The following is a 15,010-nucleotide window of genomic DNA, read 5'->3' as shown; positions in this document are numbered from 1 at the left end:
CAAGTGAAGAGACGCGGACAAGCGATTAAGGCCGCCAGAGAATTGCACTTGTTGGATTAATTTGGTAAGCGCAAATAAAGCTTGTGTTTTAACCCCGCAGAGCGTCCGCCGAATGAGAAATATGTCATAGGAATAAAGACCTATTCCCTTAGGTGTCTTCATGTTATAATTTGGGTAAATTTGGACAGGGAGTAAGGTGAGTACGTTGAAGAAATATCGAGGTAAGGCCCTTCTAGTTGCATGCGTAGTAGTTGGTTTGCTACTTAAGATACCACACAGTTCCAACGCGATTACAATACCGCAGATTATGTCGGTAGAATCGACAACACCTGATGGTTCCTATAAAGCTGGCACTACCATTATGATTTCAGTGAAGTTTAATGGGGCAGTAACGGTAGAGGGTGTTCCATCTATCGCGCTGAATAGCGGAGGAACAGCCAATTATGCATCAGGAAGTGGCACAGACACACTTGTATTTAATTATGCTCCCCAATCTGGTGAAAATTCAACCGATTTGGACTGGTCAAACGGAAATGCCCTTACGTTAAATGACGGCACGATCACGGATTCTTCGAATGCCTCACCTGCCAATCTTTCAACTGTATTACCCGCGCTAGGCGCTGTTAAGGACCTTGTAATCGACACGGTTGCACCCGAGAAGCCAGTTATTACGTTATCGGAGACAGGACCAACGCATGAAGTAACTGTGAGCATTAGCTATCCGTCAGATACGGTAGATGAGAGATATCAGATGTGGGGAGATAATCCTGCCATATACAATGGCCCCTTCGTTTTGACGTCTAATCGAACGATTTCGGCGTATGCCGTGGATACGGCAGGCAACTCATCGGAGACTGTAGTAGGAATCATTAATATTGATACAACGCCACCAAGCGTACAGGCTAAAATTAAAGGAAGTGTACAAGCAACCTATTCAAATGTGGTTAAGCTGGAAATGACGGGCCAATCTACGGACGTTAGAGACATGCAATTCTCAGATGACAATGAAAACTGGTCTGAATGGGAATCATTCAATTCGTTCAAACCATATACGTTACCGTCAGGCGCGGGAATGAAGACCATCTATGTTAGGGTCAGAGATGCTGCAGGTAACCTTAGCGAAGCATATCCTGTGTCGATTACCTTACTGGCCTCGAATGAAGAGATTAATCTGGCCTTATATTCGAGTATGACGGGTTATCCCCAGGTGACTGCCTCGTATACTTGTTGTGGACATGGTGAAGACGATGGACAGAGGACGGTAAATGGTTTATTCGACTACTCCGATGGTGCGCACGATAGATGGACCAATTACGGAGGCAATGCATCCGATTCGGTAATTTATGACTTAGGCGAGTCTAAAATACTTAACCAAATCAAGTTATACCTCTTTAACGATGGCGGAGGTGTCAAGCTCCCATCCAGTTATAATGTGCAATATTGGATGAATAACCAGTGGATTGACCTGCCGAATCAAGTTAAAGCTCCTTTAACTCCCACGGGTACTAGTAATAAGGATGGAGCTACCAAGGTAAACACCTTGAATACGGTTAACTTTAATCTCATCTCAACAAACCAAATCAAGATAACTATGAATAATGGTAGTGCTTCTACCGGTTTTGTTGAGCTGGAAATGTTCCTTAATTCAACAACAGCCGATACACAAGCCGCAGCGCCCGTTGTAGTAGCTATCGACAATTTACCTAATCGAGATGCTGTCAAATTATCAGATAGTGAAGCTATTCAAGCAGCGCGTGCCGCTTTCGAAGCTCTTACAGAGACTCAGAAAGCTTTAGTGACCCGTTTAGATCACTTAGTCCAAGCAGAAACGGCTCTACATGAGCAGGAAGCGATGCTAACAGATCTATCAGTGGAGTCTGCCTTTAGCAATGGAGCGGGAAATGAAGTCACGATCAAAGTAGCGTCCCCGTTGGATATTAACTATACATTGGAAACGAATCTCTTTCACATTCGTGCAGATGATGAAGAAATGATAGTTACAGAAGCTTACTTTGATTACAGTGATTGGAGTTATCGAACAATTAAACTCATGCTCTCCTCACCTATACAGCGAAATGCAACAGCAGTTTCTGTAGACATACAGCGTGGAGCATTGTGGACAACTCTATTTAAATTAAACAATGCGATCCTAGACAGGCAAATCATTACGTTTAAGTCAGTAGATGTAATAGTGGATGATCAGATTACTATCGAAGATATAGCTGCAATCGCTAGTCGTCCAGAATGGCATATAGATGTTAATAGAGATGGAGTCTTTAATAGTGACGATGTGAAGAGTCTATTAAGTCAAATTCATAGAGTAGCAGATTAAACAGAACATTTTGATTAATATCGTTTTTGAGAGATAAGAAAAACCCACTCCCGTTAGCAGACGGGGTGGGTTTTTCTTTACCTACTTTATATCCGGCTAAGAAACTACGCTTGATTAACATGATAGCGCCCCTTTGGTATGACCAAAGGAGAACCTGAGACGGGGTCTTCAATGACCGCGCAATCAAGGCCGAAAATATCTTTGACTAATGTGCTAGTGATTACCTTCGAGGGCTCGCCCTCAGAGACAAGCTTACCTTGATAAAGCGCAAAAATATGGTCTGCATATCGTGCCGACAAATTAATATCATGAAGAACCATGACAATCGTAGTTCCGTGTTTCCGGTTAAGATCGGTGAGGAGGTCAAGGATCTCAACCTGATAAGTGATATCTAGGAAGGTAGTTGGTTCATCCAGAAATAAAATGTCGGTTTGTTGTGCTAGCGCCATCGCAATCCAAACACGTTGCCTTTGACCACCTGAAAGCTCGTCAATGTTAGCGTTGGCAAGTTCAGTAATTTTCATAATTTCCATGGCTTCGGCTACCGCTTCATAATCTTTCTTGGTCCAACCACTAAATAACGCTTGATGTGGAAATCTTCCGCGTCCGACTAAATCGGCGACGGAGATGCCTTCCGGTACAATCGGAGATTGCGGCAGCAGTCCTAAAACGCGAGCCAATTGTTTCGGCGGTATCTTATCGATTTGCTTTCCATCGAGGGTGATGCTTCCAGATTCCGGCTTTATAAGCCTTGACAGTGTTTTCAGAAGCGTAGACTTCCCACACGCGTTCGCGCCAATAATAACGCTTATTTTATTACTGGGTATAACCAGGCTGACGCCTTGGATAATCGTTTTATTATCATAACCAGCAACGGTTTGTTGAGCTTGAAAATGATGCGTCGGCTTCATTATAAATCTCCCTTTCGATTCATTCGGATTAGCAAGAAGATCAGATACGGTGCTCCGAGTATTCCAGTTATGATGCCCACAGGGAATCTGGTTTCGAAAGCGAATTGCCCGATGAGGTCTGATGCTAAAACTAAACTAACGCCAACTAGACCCGCCGGAATTGCGTTTGAGAAACCAACCCCGACTAATCTTTTTGCGATCGGTCCCGAAAGGAAAGCGACAAAGGCGATTGGACCCGTTGTTGCCGTAGCAAGAGCAACCAAGAAGACGGCACTCACAATGAGTGCAATTCTTGTCATGTCTGTGTTTACACCGAGTGTAGTGGCCGATTGTTCGCCAAGCTCTAATAGACTCAAATGTTTGCCGAGCACGACAATGAGAGGCGAGAAGATCAGAACCGTTATGACCAGTGGCGGAAGCTCATACAATTGGACGCCATTGAGACTGCCGGTAAGCCATCTGAACGCTGCTGGGATATCTTGCTGTGCGCCTACTAGTAGCAGATAGGATATGACAGAGTCTAGCATGGCTTGAATGCCTATGCCGATGAGGATTAATCGCCCGATCGAGAATGTTTTTCCCCTGGATAATAAATAAATGAACAGCACAGTAGCAAGTCCGGCAATCACAGAAGCAACGGAAACAACGGTGGTGCTAGCGTGAAGGATGAGTATGCAAAAAACAGCTGCCGCGCTTGAGCCAGCGGTAATCCCGATGACATTCGGGTTAGCGAGGGGGTTACGTAACATCGTCTGGAAGGTGTTCCCGGCAATACCGAAAGCAAATCCGGCAAATAGTCCTGCTAACATCCTCGGTAAACGTACGGTATTTATTGCAAAGGATGCACCTTGGACCTGTTCCCCCATTAGCACACGGATGACATCTTTAACGGGGTAATAAGTGGTTCCCATTAAAAGCATCGCACAGCAAAGGGCGCAGGAGAGTAAGGCAAGTATGCTGGTAACAAGCAGCCATCGGCGGTGTCTTCGACGTCTTCCCGCCATAATAAATGCAATAGATGTATTTGTCATAATGAACGCACTTTCGATTTCATCGCTAGAATGATTAGTATGGGGGCGCCAATAAATGCAGTAACGACACCGACTTCGAGCTCTCCAGGGCTGCCGACAAGCCGGCCGATGACATCGGATATCGTCAGAATGACGGCTCCTGAGAGGGCTGACATCGGAATAACAAAGCGCAAGTCGGGACCAAGTATGAGGCGAATGACATGAGTCGAGATGAGCCCAATAAAGCCGATGGGCCCTGCGAGAGCAGTCGTTGCGCCGCACAAAATAACCCCTGCAAAAGCTGCAATAAAACGTAATGTACCTGTTCGAATGCCTAGCCCTGTCGCGAGCTCGTCTCCCAGTGCTAACGCATTGAGTGCGGGGCCAGAAATAATGCCGATCAATATGCCGATGATCAGAAACGGGGTAAAGATAGCGACAGCGTCCCAAGTAGCCGAGCCTACGCTACCAACTGACCAAAACCTGAATTGATCCATGACATAAGAGCGTGGCACCATGATCGCACTGACTAACGAAGATAGGGCGGCACTTGTGGCAGCACCAGCCAATAGAAGCTTAATGGGCGTGGCACCGCCACGCCCCATTGAGCCGATTCCAAATACGAAAATCGCAGTAATTGCGGCTCCAGCTAAAGCCAACCAAATATATTGATTAGCCGTCGTGATGTTCAAGAAGGCAATACCACAGACGACGAATAACGATGCGCCTGTGTTAACCCCAAGTATACTCGGATCAGCAATCGGGTTCCGGGTGACCGCTTGCATAAGCGCGCCAGAAACACCGAGTGCTGCCCCGCAAAACAAACCAAAAACGGTTCGTGAGAACCGTTTTTGAACTATGCTTGCCCCGTAGGAGTCGACATTCGGGTGAAATAAACCGTCTAGTACATCTTGTAATCTCACCGATCGAGAGCCAAAGGCCAGGGATGCAATTACGCAAACGACGAGCAAGACCAGACAGATTAGTAGAACGATCATAAAATGCTTCGGAATATGCGAGTTTAGTGGCGTGCTGTCTGAAACCGATGAACGATTCATGGATCTACTTAATAGCTCCTGCGATTAATTTCAAGTATTCATCAATCGTATAAGAAATTGAAAGTGGGTTAGGGTTACCAGAAGCCGCAAGAGGTGTACCGTTACCGATCAGCACTACAGCACCTTTTTGAACAGCTGGAATTTTACCAAGAATAGGATCTGCTTTAACAGCTTGCAATAAGGCGTCATCTCCATACCCGACTAAGATATCCGCATCGTTAAGAGCGTCAGCATTTTCAGAGCTTAATTTCAAGTTGTAAGCGGTAGGGTCCGTAATCTTTTTCGTAACACCTTCCGAATAAACCATACCTAGCTCAATCAAGAAAGCGCCGCGTGGGTCAGCAGCTGTATAGATATTAATTTTGGATAAATCTTTGGCTGAGAAGTTAGTGAATGCAACTTTTTTGCCTTTCAACTGTGGATACTCGCTTGCTTTTTTCTTAATCAGCTCTTCGGTGTCCTTAATCAGTTTCTCGCCTTCGGCTTTCATCCCCATCCCTGTTGCATTAAACAGGACTTGTTCACGCCATGTCGTTACCCAAGGGCTTTTTTCATAAGCGACAACCGGAGCGATTTTGCTAAGCGTTTCGTAGTCTTTTTGCGTGATTCCAGAATAAGCAGCAAGAATGACATCCGGCTTGGATGCTGAAATAGCTTCAAAATTAAGTCCATCTGTATCTTGGAAAACATTAGGTTTATCTACGTTAAGTTCCTTAAGCTTTTTCGCTGTCCAAGGCAGAAGTCCGCTTTTATCCTGAACGCCGTAATTTGCCGCTGAGAAACCAACAGGTACAACGCCTAGCGCAAGTACAACATCATGGTTAGCCCATTGAATCGTAGCCACTCGTTTCGGCTTGCTTGGAATCGTCGTTTCGCCAAAAGCATGCTTGATCACGATCGGGTATTTCGTAGCATCTGGGGCAGCAGTTGCAGCAGCTGTCGGGGCGGCACTCACGGCCGGCGTTGGTGCTGGTGTTGAACTGGATTGCTTGCCTGAAGAACAACCAACGAGTGCGATCATAAGCGCAGCCGAAATAGTTAGTGTTTTTAATGCGGTTTTTGGTGTTTTATTCATTGTGTAGACCCATCCTTATTCTTAATTTTATTTGTTTACTATTTGATAATGATTATCAGTATCATATTAATTTATATCCTAGTCAGTAGGTTGTCAATAAAAAGTTTGCAAAAACGATGTCCTATGTACCAAGGGAGGTCATTTAATTGATAGTCAAAAAGAAGAAAGTTGAACGAGTAAATTCTCTTTCAAGGGTCTTTCTTGCTATATAATATTAGTGACCTTCATGTTTCTTCCGGGAAGTCAATTTGATTTCGGATGGTTCCGATTTGAACGATGAGATAAAAGCCACTTCCATAATGGAAGTGGCTCTTTGCGCGTTAATATACGATCTTTCGCTGTGCCCAATAGCTGAATGAAAATAAGAGGGTTTCCGTTATGAGCTTTGCAGCTATAAGAGGTATGCCAATGTTTTCGTGAAAGAGGTACATGCTACCATAATTCAATAACATGATAAGGATAACGAGAGAGAAATACCGGGGCAATGATTTGCCGATAGCCGCTCCGTTCCTTTTGGCGAAAACAAATTTGCGATTCATTGTGTAATTGATCATGGAACTGACTAGTCGTGATCCCATGATGGATAAGAGCAAATCGGAGGTCATCCATTGCAGCACGAGCAGCAGAATGAAATCCATGATTGCTGCGAATCCCGAGGACGCACAGAATTTTAGAAAAGGAAAGTAAACTCTGGCGGAATCGGCCAAAGGGCGAAAATGAGATGATTTATTATCGTCCAAATAGACGGTGTCGATCGGAACCTCAACCAAGTCGTATCCCACATTAGGAGCTTCGAGAAGCATATTCATTTCATACTCAAAGCGATTTCCTGGAATTTGGCATAGCCAATCCAACATTTCAGAGGAATAGCCCCGCAGGCCAGTTTGCGTATCTTGTATGGGCTTTCCCGTCGCCAATGCGTAAACCATCCTCGTCGCCGAATTCCCGATACGGCTGCGCATGGGGACTTTGCCCGTGAATTGTCTGCTGCCCAGTACGATATGATTACGGTGCTCGCGAACGGCTTGCGTGAGTCTTAGAATATCTTCCGGCAGATGCTGTCCATCACTGTCGGCGCAGACAACGCCATCACTTCCACCGTGCTGTCTCACATAATCAAAGCCCGTTTTCAATGCGCTTCCTTTGCCTTGGTTCATCTTATGCGTTAGCACGGTGCAACCTGCTTGCTTCGCCGAATCAAAAATAGGGCGGTAATCTTCACCGCTGCCATCGTCAACGACAAGGATCGCAGCGTCGCTAACTTCTTTTAGTTTATAGATAAGAGAAATTAACCTTTCGTCCGGCTCATAGGAGGGGATAAGGATGGTCATGGTATCAGTCCTCCTTGTTTAAGATTTAGGAATATAGATAATGTCGCTTACGCCTCGTTCATTGCCTTTGCCAAGCGGGTTATTCACGACTCTGCCCATGAAGTACATCGTGGAAGAGCCGCCGCCATCGAGATTATAAGCTTCGGTAGCCCCAAGTTCATGGAATAGATTTGCGAATTCAGTTAACGTCATGCCACGGCTATAGTTGGCTGAGCGCCCGTCGACCACGATAAACAAGAAGTGATTCGGCGAGATCATACCAATGCCGGTGCGCGGATTAGCATCTTGAATCGAACGGTTTCCGAAGTTTTTGTCTATTTGCACGGCGGAGAAATCTCCGGCGATCTCGCCATCTTTGACGAGGGTAGGACCGAAAGAAAAGGTATTCGTAGTCCCCTCAGCGAGCAAATCTTGTGAAGATTTTTCTTCTTCGTTATATGGCAGTAGCGTGCCATTCTTGAGCAGGGCTAAGCCATCACGAGCTGGATCATCGCGGTAGACGGTGCCGCCTCGGATGATGACGCCGTCGTTGCGAAAGCCATAATAATCGCCATTAATCGCAAATAGGGCATTGTTGCTGGCCGCGATCGTCGAAGTGTTTTCGATGATGTTTGTGCCGAAGGCGTTTTTAGCGAAAGCTGTTAGCAGGTTAGTCGAATTATTGAAAGTCACGTCAGCGACGAAATAGGTGATTGCACTGGATCCGGAGCCTGTTTGCACCTGCTCGATATGAATCGATTGGTTATCGTCCTTATAATTCCAGTCATCGTATTGCGCTTTCGTCGTTAGTGGTTTGGCGGTTTCATCTTGCGTTACAACGTTATTCGGGGAGACGACAACCTCCACGTGCTCGAATAAATAACGATTAGCAAACCAATAGAGAATCGCAGCGATGATAAGCAGGCATATAGCTATAATGGTGATAATTTTGGTTTTCTTTCGATGGCGGATGATGATGATCACTCCTGTCGGGGTTCATAAAACTATCTTATTGCAGCAACCTTTAGTGAATCTTAAATGGAAAACTTTAAGTCAGACGGATAGGCGAGTGAGTGACTGTTAGCACATTTGCATAAAGTTCAAAGTCTAAGATTTAAACACTAAAGTTTAAAGTTTAAACGTTAAATTTTGAACTTTAAGCTCCAAACTTTACATGTTAAACTTCATTTCCTCCCCAAAACAAAATTGTTAAAAATTCCTAGTAACCGTCTTAAATCACCTCTAGCAACCGAATCTATTTATAGTATCTATTAAGGTTGGGAGAGGAAATAGACATGGCAAAACATGATATTCTTACCACAACTATTCACTTATCCATTGATAACGGCAGCAGTCATATTAAAGGCATTTATGACGATTTGAACAACAATTTTATTTTCCCTAACGTTGTGGCACAACCTTTTGGGGAGCGATTTTTGCTGATGGAACAAGGGGATCCCCTGGATTTCTTAGATGTGCAAATCACATCGCCAGCGATTGATACAGAGCAATATCGTCATGTCTATGTTGGGAACTTGGCTATCGGTGATGAAGGCATTGTTCATGAAATTGTAGGAGATAAAGCGGTACAAAAGAAGGCCCAGCGGCCCGAAACAATGGTTACGCTCTTAACCGCTGCGGCATATGCTATTGCTACGAAACATGAGGATGCGATTAAACGCGGTAAGAATCGCATTAAAGCTACGGTGCAGCTAGGAACAGGACTGCCAATTAGAGAAATTACGAAATTTAGCGAAGAATTTGCACAGAAGATTACAGGAGGCGTTCATTCCATTACGTTTGTTACGACACCGATATTTAAAGGTGTAACGGTAGAAATGGAGTTTATGCTGCCATCGGATATTAGTATTGATGATGTATCAGGCGTCTATGATATGGAGGCTACATCCAAGTCGCAGCTGTCACATAAGGGCTTCGGGATTGCAGATGTTGGTGGTGTCGATATGGACATTGCTTTCTTCAGACCAGGGCTTGATCTGGATCAAAGGCATTCAACGGGGGCTAAAATCTACTTAAACGATGCGTTGGAAAGCATAAGGAATGAAATCAACGCCCAAGGAGAAGAGTTAATCTCAAGCACAGCGGAACTGACAATCATGCTAGTCAACAAGGAGTATGAAATTTACGCTGAGGGTAAAGTCGCTTTTGACATGACGAACCTCGTAAACCGTCACATGCGAATTTTAGCCGAAAAGGTGTTGAAATACGCCCGCAACTCTTGGAAACATGTTCGCTATGCGAATGAGTTCTGGTTTATCGGTGGCGGTGCCATCGTACTTCAACCTTGGATCGAGAAATTAAATGCCGAGTTAGGCTTGCCGATCCGATTTGATAAGTCAGAGTACAGTCAATTCCGTAATGTGCGCGGTACTTTCTTTTTGCTGGAGCATGCCTTGAAACATACGAACAATGAAGCTGCGGCAAGCAGGGAAATCGAGAAGGAAACTGAGGCTGGGAGCGGAGCGGATTGAAGAAACGGAGATCGACTGTTTTGGTGAGTCCGGGTAAGGATGTAACCCTATACATTCCGACAGAAACACCGCCAGAGGTCATTGCGTATATGAACCAATTGAAAGCAGAAGGCATGTTTAGTCATGGCATTATGGAGATTTTGACAACACATATTCTTCGTGAACAATCGCTAGCAACGTTGGTTGGTGAAGAGAACCCAAATCATGCAATTGAATCATTCGTAGAGGATGATCATTTCTTTACCGCACCCATAGAACACCAGGAATCTGTGGATATCCCGGTTTCTAACAGACAGAAGAACTTTAGTTTAGAAGATATATTTCGGCAAGCTGGTCGGAATGCCGGCAAGCTTATGTAGGATGTAACTGGGTGGGGTGAACTCCAATCATAATGAAAAGGAGGACATCGACATGTCTAATGGAGAAACGAACGAAGGGACACGGAGTTTTGCGCTATCGGATGATATTTTTCGTCAACCAGGGTTAGATCTTTACTCTCAAATGGTCTATATTATTTTGAAAAGTTTTGGCTCGGAGTCCAATTTCCCTGGCCTTTCGGAGATCGGGATTCTTGCGAGAATGACAGACAAGCAGACGATGAAGGCACTGCAAGATCTCGTCAATCTTAAAATCCTTCCGCACAAACTGTTCCGCCGGATGGTTGGAGATTTCCAAGATGACCGCCTCTCATGGGCGGCTAAGGGTTTACTTATCTTTTGCAAAGAGAACCCGCATATTGAGTTACATGACTTGCTGGAATTGACGAGTCAATCGGGCGAGGATGAGCTTAGCATTCGCAATTCGTTACGAGAGTTGAGTCAAAATGGCTACTTGGATGAATACCCCCAATGGCAGCAAATCGCGAACTGAGCGAGGATGGTTTAGTGCCAAATGAGACACACTAAAGCGTATGCCAAGACCAACGCGTCTAGGCAATCGAACCATTAACGCTAAGAGGTGATCATGTGAGCGGAAGAAATAATAAGCCGGATAATGACGGCCCAGCAGGGAAGCCAGGTAGGCTTGATCAGTATGGTGATAAGCTGGGATCGAGCAATGAGGCAGAGTTTGAAGCTGCGGCCAATCAGGCATGCGAGATTTCCTCTACAGAGGATTTGAGCGAGCAGGGGCAAACGCACTAGCACTAATAAAGGTTCGTTAAAGCAGAGGGCGCTATCCATTCGGGTGGCGCTTTTGTTTGTTTCTTGTTACACTACGTTTATGATTGATTAATCACTCATTACAGGTGAGGGGAGCTTTTCACATGGCAAAAGACGACACCATTTCGGTCAATCGCCGAACTGACATTATATCGGCCGCAATTGAGGTTTTTGCGGAAACAGGCTATTATCGCACGACAACAGCGCAGGTAGCGCAGCGAGCAGGCATTTCACAGCCGTATGTGTTCCGCTTTTTTGCAACCAAAGAAGCGTTGATGCTCGCGGCACTGGAAGCCTCTTGGGCAAGAATTGCAGAATCCTTCTGCCAAGTCATCGCCACTGCTTCACCGAGTGGATTGGAGCAGGAGCTGATTGCTGCCTATGAGGAAATTCTGACTGCTCACAAGCCGGAGATGCTGCTTCAGATGCAGGCTCAAACCATGCAGGAGGAACCGATCCGCGAGGCGATGCAGGCTGGTTTTCGAGAGATTCGAAGCATTGTGCTCGAAGCCTTTCAGAAGAATGCGATTCCGAATTCGGAGGAGAGGACGCTGCTCTTTCTTGCGCGGGGCATGCTTTGCAATATTTCTATGGCATTGGGCCTACCAGAGCTGATGAAGAGTTAAGAGGCTGCAAAGCCGAAACATTTAGTTATTGATCAATCACTAACTATTTGGTATAGTGACAACATTAGGTTAGTGATTGATCAATTACAATACAGAGGAGATGCTGATATGAAAAAAGCAATTGTTATTGGAGCAACTGGCGGAACTGGTGCTGCTGTCACGGAGGAATTAGTGAATAGAGGGATTCCTGTCATTGCATTCGGGCGTTCGCCCGCGAAGCTAGAGCAATTCGCTGCTCGGATGGGCCAGCCAGCACATCTGACACTTGCCGTAGGGGATGCCTTCTTGGCAGATGATGTGGCAGCCGCGGCCGTAGATGCCGATGTCCTGTTCCATTGCGCAAACGTTCCTTATCATGAGATGGCTAAGCGGCTGCTTCCGCTGGGGGAAGCTATTATGCAGGCAGCTGACCGATTGAGTCTCAAAGTGGTCGCAGTCGATGGTATCTATCCCTATGGAAGAAGACAAATGGACGTAGTTACAGAGAATCACCCCAAACAGCCACACACGCGTAAAGGACAAATTAGGCTGCAATTTGAACAGATGGTTTTCGACAAGCGATGGAAGCAAGCACGCCCATTGATTGCCCGTCTACCCGATTATTATGGCCCAACGGCCAATCAAGCCTCGTATCTAGGTTCTACTTTAGAAGCCATCGCAGCTGACAAGATGAGTTTCTTCATCGGGAACATGCAAGTGCCACGTGAGTACGTGTATTTGCCAGATGCGGCTAAAATGCTTGTGGAACTTGCGTTGAATGAGCATGCCTTTGGTCAAGAGTGGAACATTCCCGGTGGGGGAACGATTGCTGGCCATGAAATTGTGCGCATCGCTCGCCGTGCTAGCGGCACTTCCAAACCTGTGCTCTCCCTAGGGAGAATTGGCCTTTCCTTGATGGGATTATTCGTTCCCGTCATGAAAGAAGTCGTGGAGATGCTGTATTTAACGACGGAGCCGCTTCGCCTTAGTGCTGAGAAGTACGAACGTTGGATAGGGCCTGTCCCAGCCATTAGCTTCGAGGAGGGCATTACGGCTACGATTCATCAGTTGAAGAGGTAGGCGGGACTATTCACCCATTCCGACTACATCTAACTTAGTTCTAATCGTACGATATAGAGGAATCGGTGGAAATTAACGTGAGGAAATCCGTGTATTCGTACAAAAATGGAAAAAAAGCTGAATTTAGATACGGAAAATCCAGTTATTCTTTCAAGTAGAGGGCCAAGTAGCCTTCGAACGATTCAAATCGGTTGTAAGGCTTTTATTTTTTGGTCGTATCAAATTCAGCGGACTGCTCATAATAAACTCGCACTACCTAAAATCTCTATTTCAAGGAGCGTGAGCAGCATGTCAGGTCATAAACAGCAAGGGCAATCCAGAAAAAATACAACCACACGTACACAGGACCAGAGCAGCAACAAGGGCGGCAAATAAAGCAGGCTGCCCCATCACGCATGACATAACCCTAAATATCGAAAAAGGTCCATACCTCTACTTTCAGAGGCGTGGACCTTTTTAAGTTTAACCCTTGGTCATCCGATTGAGATCGGAAGTGAGTTTGTCGAGCTGAAGGAAACTCTCCAAGATGTCACGAATTCGGCTGTCTTGTGTCGTCATACTTGCGGACATCTCTTGGATGGACGCCATGTTTTCTTCGGTAATACCAGCAATCGTGACGATCTGGTCCGTAATTCGCGTGTACTGTTGGTGGAGACTCTCCGCGGATTGTTCCACGTGTGCGGACTGACTTTCCAGGTGGCCCGCATCGGTCGCTAGTGCATGCATGACTTGTACAACTTTCTGCGCGGCGTCACTGCCATTCGCTACGGATTGCTGCCCGTGTAAGACTTGCGCGGCGGCTTGCGTTGTCTTCGAGCGAATATCCTCGAGAATTTGCTCGATCTGCTCGGTAGATTGCTGCGAGGTTTCGGCCAATTTACGAATCTCGTGAGAAACAACACCGAATCCTCGACCGTGTTCACCTGCACGTGCGGCTTCAATGGCTGCGTTCAGCGCAAGCAAATTCGTCTGCGTGGAAATATGCTTAATTGTTGCAACAATATCACTGATCCGCGAATTCTGACTGTCCAGATCGTTCATCAACTGAACGGAAGAATCCATGGTTTCGTGGGCGCTTTTCATCTGTGTCTCCAAGGATTCGGCTTCTTCACTCCCAACCTTGGTCAGTTGGGCGGAACTTACAGACAGATCTCTCATTTCCGTTGAGCGGTCAGCCAAGGAAGTGACGGATTGCTCGATATGACGAATGGATTCGCTGATATCACTAATGCTGGACGTTTGCGTTTCAGTGCTTGCGGTAATTTCCCCGAAAGCTAAGGTGACTTCTCTAGAAATAGACCCCGTTGCTGTCGCATTCTGCCTGAGATCCGAGCTGAACTGAGTAAGTGAGACTAGGGATGAGGAGACGAGATTAACCAAATCGACGGATTTGTTTTTCTCTAGAACGGCTTGCTCCCGCTCAGAAAAGATATCCTTTTGCAATTTCTCACTGAATTTCGTAGATACGAATAATGGCACAGCGATTAACGCAAGGTACATGTACATATTGACCATATCGTTGTCGCCGAAAATCTCAGTTTTATAGGGGCTTATGAAGAAGTAGGCTGTTAGAACCACCCCCATGAAGCCGGAGAATGCAATAGCGCGCGAGCTGCCATACAACGTCATAATAGCTAAATTCACGTAGACGAGGAGATAGGTTGTGAAGATGGGACCCGTCAGTATGAGTAACCATGTCAGTAGGGTGATAATGGCGGATATAATATACATGATGTAGGCGGTAAGCCAACGTTTGTACGTAAGAACGGTTGCCAATCCGCTAGTCAATGTGCCGACAACGAGAAGGACGATGATCGAATCCATACCTGCAGCAGTCAGGAAATCAACGGCTATGCCCAGAACCAGCATACCCCAAATAATATTCACAAGCAGTTTGTTGCGGCGGTGCAATGTCTCCATATAATTCATCATCCGTCCACCTTTTCCATATAGTGTTACGTTAAGATGATAACATGA

General features: G+C 45.8%; 14 protein-coding genes. 7 read left to right on the top strand and 7 right to left on the bottom strand.

Going from position 1 to position 15,010, the window contains the following annotated elements; all coding sequences use genetic code 11:
- Nucleotides 1-205: 205 nt before the first annotated feature.
- A complete protein-coding gene (locus HQN88_RS22810) occupies nucleotides 206-2,332 on the top strand; it encodes a discoidin domain-containing protein (RefSeq protein ID WP_173116846.1) in 2,127 nt (708 codons plus the stop codon).
- A gap of 104 nt (nucleotides 2,333-2,436) precedes the next feature.
- Here HQN88_RS22810 and HQN88_RS22805 read toward each other — a convergent pair whose 3' ends face one another.
- The 6 genes from HQN88_RS22805 to HQN88_RS22780 all read right to left on the bottom strand — a co-directional run bounded on the left by HQN88_RS22805 (nucleotide 2,437) and on the right by HQN88_RS22780 (nucleotide 8,680).
- Nucleotides 2,437-3,243, bottom strand: coding sequence for an ABC transporter ATP-binding protein (locus HQN88_RS22805; protein WP_173116844.1), 807 nt, complete (start codon nucleotides 3,241-3,243; stop codon nucleotides 2,437-2,439).
- Entirely contained in the window at nucleotides 3,243-4,274 is a 1,032-nt protein-coding gene (locus tag HQN88_RS22800; RefSeq protein ID WP_173116842.1) for a FecCD family ABC transporter permease, read from the bottom strand. Before HQN88_RS22800 ends, HQN88_RS22805 begins: the two co-directional genes overlap by 1 nt.
- Nucleotides 4,271-5,311 carry a FecCD family ABC transporter permease gene (locus tag HQN88_RS22795; protein ID WP_173116840.1) on the bottom strand — a complete coding sequence of 347 codons (1,041 nt, stop codon included), beginning with the start codon at nucleotides 5,309-5,311 and terminating at the stop codon, nucleotides 4,271-4,273. Before HQN88_RS22795 ends, HQN88_RS22800 begins: the two co-directional genes overlap by 4 nt.
- Before the next feature lie 4 nt (nucleotides 5,312-5,315).
- Nucleotides 5,316-6,386, bottom strand: a complete 1,071-nt coding sequence (locus HQN88_RS22790) for an iron-siderophore ABC transporter substrate-binding protein (RefSeq protein ID WP_173116838.1) — start codon at nucleotides 6,384-6,386, stop codon at nucleotides 5,316-5,318.
- 320 nt (nucleotides 6,387-6,706) lie between these two features.
- On the bottom strand, nucleotides 6,707-7,717 hold the full coding sequence (locus tag HQN88_RS22785; RefSeq protein WP_173116836.1) for a bifunctional glycosyltransferase family 2/GtrA family protein: 1,011 nt from the start codon (nucleotides 7,715-7,717) through the stop codon (nucleotides 6,707-6,709).
- A gap of 18 nt (nucleotides 7,718-7,735) precedes the next feature.
- Nucleotides 7,736-8,680 (bottom strand): phosphodiester glycosidase family protein, encoded by a 945-nt coding sequence (locus tag HQN88_RS22780; protein WP_274319781.1) that lies wholly within the window; start codon nucleotides 8,678-8,680, stop codon nucleotides 7,736-7,738.
- A gap of 311 nt (nucleotides 8,681-8,991) precedes the next feature.
- On the opposite strand from HQN88_RS22780, the gene HQN88_RS22775 reads away from it, so the two are divergent.
- The 6 genes from HQN88_RS22775 to HQN88_RS22750 all read left to right on the top strand — a co-directional run bounded on the left by HQN88_RS22775 (nucleotide 8,992) and on the right by HQN88_RS22750 (nucleotide 13,033).
- On the top strand, nucleotides 8,992-10,188 hold the full coding sequence (locus HQN88_RS22775; RefSeq protein ID WP_173116834.1) for a ParM/StbA family protein: 1,197 nt from the start codon (nucleotides 8,992-8,994) through the stop codon (nucleotides 10,186-10,188).
- Nucleotides 10,185-10,547, top strand: a complete 363-nt coding sequence (locus HQN88_RS22770; RefSeq protein WP_173116832.1) for a hypothetical protein — start codon at nucleotides 10,185-10,187, stop codon at nucleotides 10,545-10,547. The genes HQN88_RS22775 and HQN88_RS22770 overlap by 4 nt, the downstream gene beginning before the upstream one ends.
- Nucleotides 10,548-10,599: 52 nt before the next feature.
- A complete protein-coding gene (locus HQN88_RS22765) occupies nucleotides 10,600-11,058 on the top strand; it encodes a hypothetical protein (RefSeq protein WP_173116830.1) in 459 nt (152 codons plus the stop codon).
- A gap of 95 nt (nucleotides 11,059-11,153) precedes the next feature.
- Entirely contained in the window at nucleotides 11,154-11,330 is a 177-nt protein-coding gene (locus HQN88_RS22760) for a hypothetical protein (protein WP_173116828.1), read from the top strand.
- Between the two features lie 122 nt (nucleotides 11,331-11,452).
- A complete protein-coding gene (locus tag HQN88_RS22755) occupies nucleotides 11,453-11,974 on the top strand; it encodes a TetR/AcrR family transcriptional regulator (protein ID WP_173116826.1) in 522 nt (173 codons plus the stop codon).
- Between the two features lie 108 nt (nucleotides 11,975-12,082).
- Nucleotides 12,083-13,033: an NAD(P)H-binding protein gene (locus HQN88_RS22750; RefSeq protein ID WP_173116824.1), complete on the top strand. Its 951-nt coding sequence runs from the start codon at nucleotides 12,083-12,085 to the stop codon at nucleotides 13,031-13,033.
- A 462-nt stretch (nucleotides 13,034-13,495) separates the two neighbouring features.
- On the opposite strand, the gene HQN88_RS22745 is transcribed toward HQN88_RS22750, so the two are convergent.
- The gene (locus tag HQN88_RS22745) at nucleotides 13,496-14,965 is read right to left on the bottom strand and encodes a methyl-accepting chemotaxis protein (RefSeq protein WP_246320405.1); all 1,470 of its coding nucleotides are present in this window, start codon (nucleotides 14,963-14,965) and stop codon (nucleotides 13,496-13,498) included.
- Nucleotides 14,966-15,010 lie beyond the last annotated feature (45 nt).

It is taken from the genome of Paenibacillus qinlingensis, assembly GCF_013204845.1.
Lineage (GTDB): Bacteria > Bacillota > Bacilli > Paenibacillales > NBRC-103111 > Paenibacillus_E > Paenibacillus_E qinlingensis.
The sequence above is the reverse complement of the archived record's forward strand: the minus strand, read 5'-3'. Positions and strand labels throughout refer to the sequence as shown.

What these genes read in the sequence shown, in the direction of transcription:
- HQN88_RS22765 (WP_173116830.1), top strand. Translation starts at nt 10,600, where the DNA reads ATGTCTAATGGAGAAACGAACGAAGGGACACGGAGTTTTGCGCTATCG.
- HQN88_RS22790 (WP_173116838.1), bottom strand. Translation starts at nt 6,386, where the DNA reads ATGAATAAAACACCAAAAACCGCATTAAAAACACTAACTATTTCGGCT.
- HQN88_RS22775 (WP_173116834.1), top strand. Translation starts at nt 8,992, where the DNA reads ATGGCAAAACATGATATTCTTACCACAACTATTCACTTATCCATTGAT.
- HQN88_RS22785 (WP_173116836.1), bottom strand. Translation starts at nt 7,717, where the DNA reads ATGACCATCCTTATCCCCTCCTATGAGCCGGACGAAAGGTTAATTTCT.
- HQN88_RS22795 (WP_173116840.1), bottom strand. Translation starts at nt 5,311, where the DNA reads ATGAATCGTTCATCGGTTTCAGACAGCACGCCACTAAACTCGCATATT.
- HQN88_RS22745 (WP_246320405.1), bottom strand. Translation starts at nt 14,965, where the DNA reads ATGATGAATTATATGGAGACATTGCACCGCCGCAACAAACTGCTTGTG.
- HQN88_RS22805 (WP_173116844.1), bottom strand. Translation starts at nt 3,243, where the DNA reads ATGAAGCCGACGCATCATTTTCAAGCTCAACAAACCGTTGCTGGTTAT.
- HQN88_RS22755 (WP_173116826.1), top strand. Translation starts at nt 11,453, where the DNA reads ATGGCAAAAGACGACACCATTTCGGTCAATCGCCGAACTGACATTATA.
- HQN88_RS22800 (WP_173116842.1), bottom strand. Translation starts at nt 4,274, where the DNA reads ATGACAAATACATCTATTGCATTTATTATGGCGGGAAGACGTCGAAGA.
- HQN88_RS22750 (WP_173116824.1), top strand. Translation starts at nt 12,083, where the DNA reads ATGAAAAAAGCAATTGTTATTGGAGCAACTGGCGGAACTGGTGCTGCT.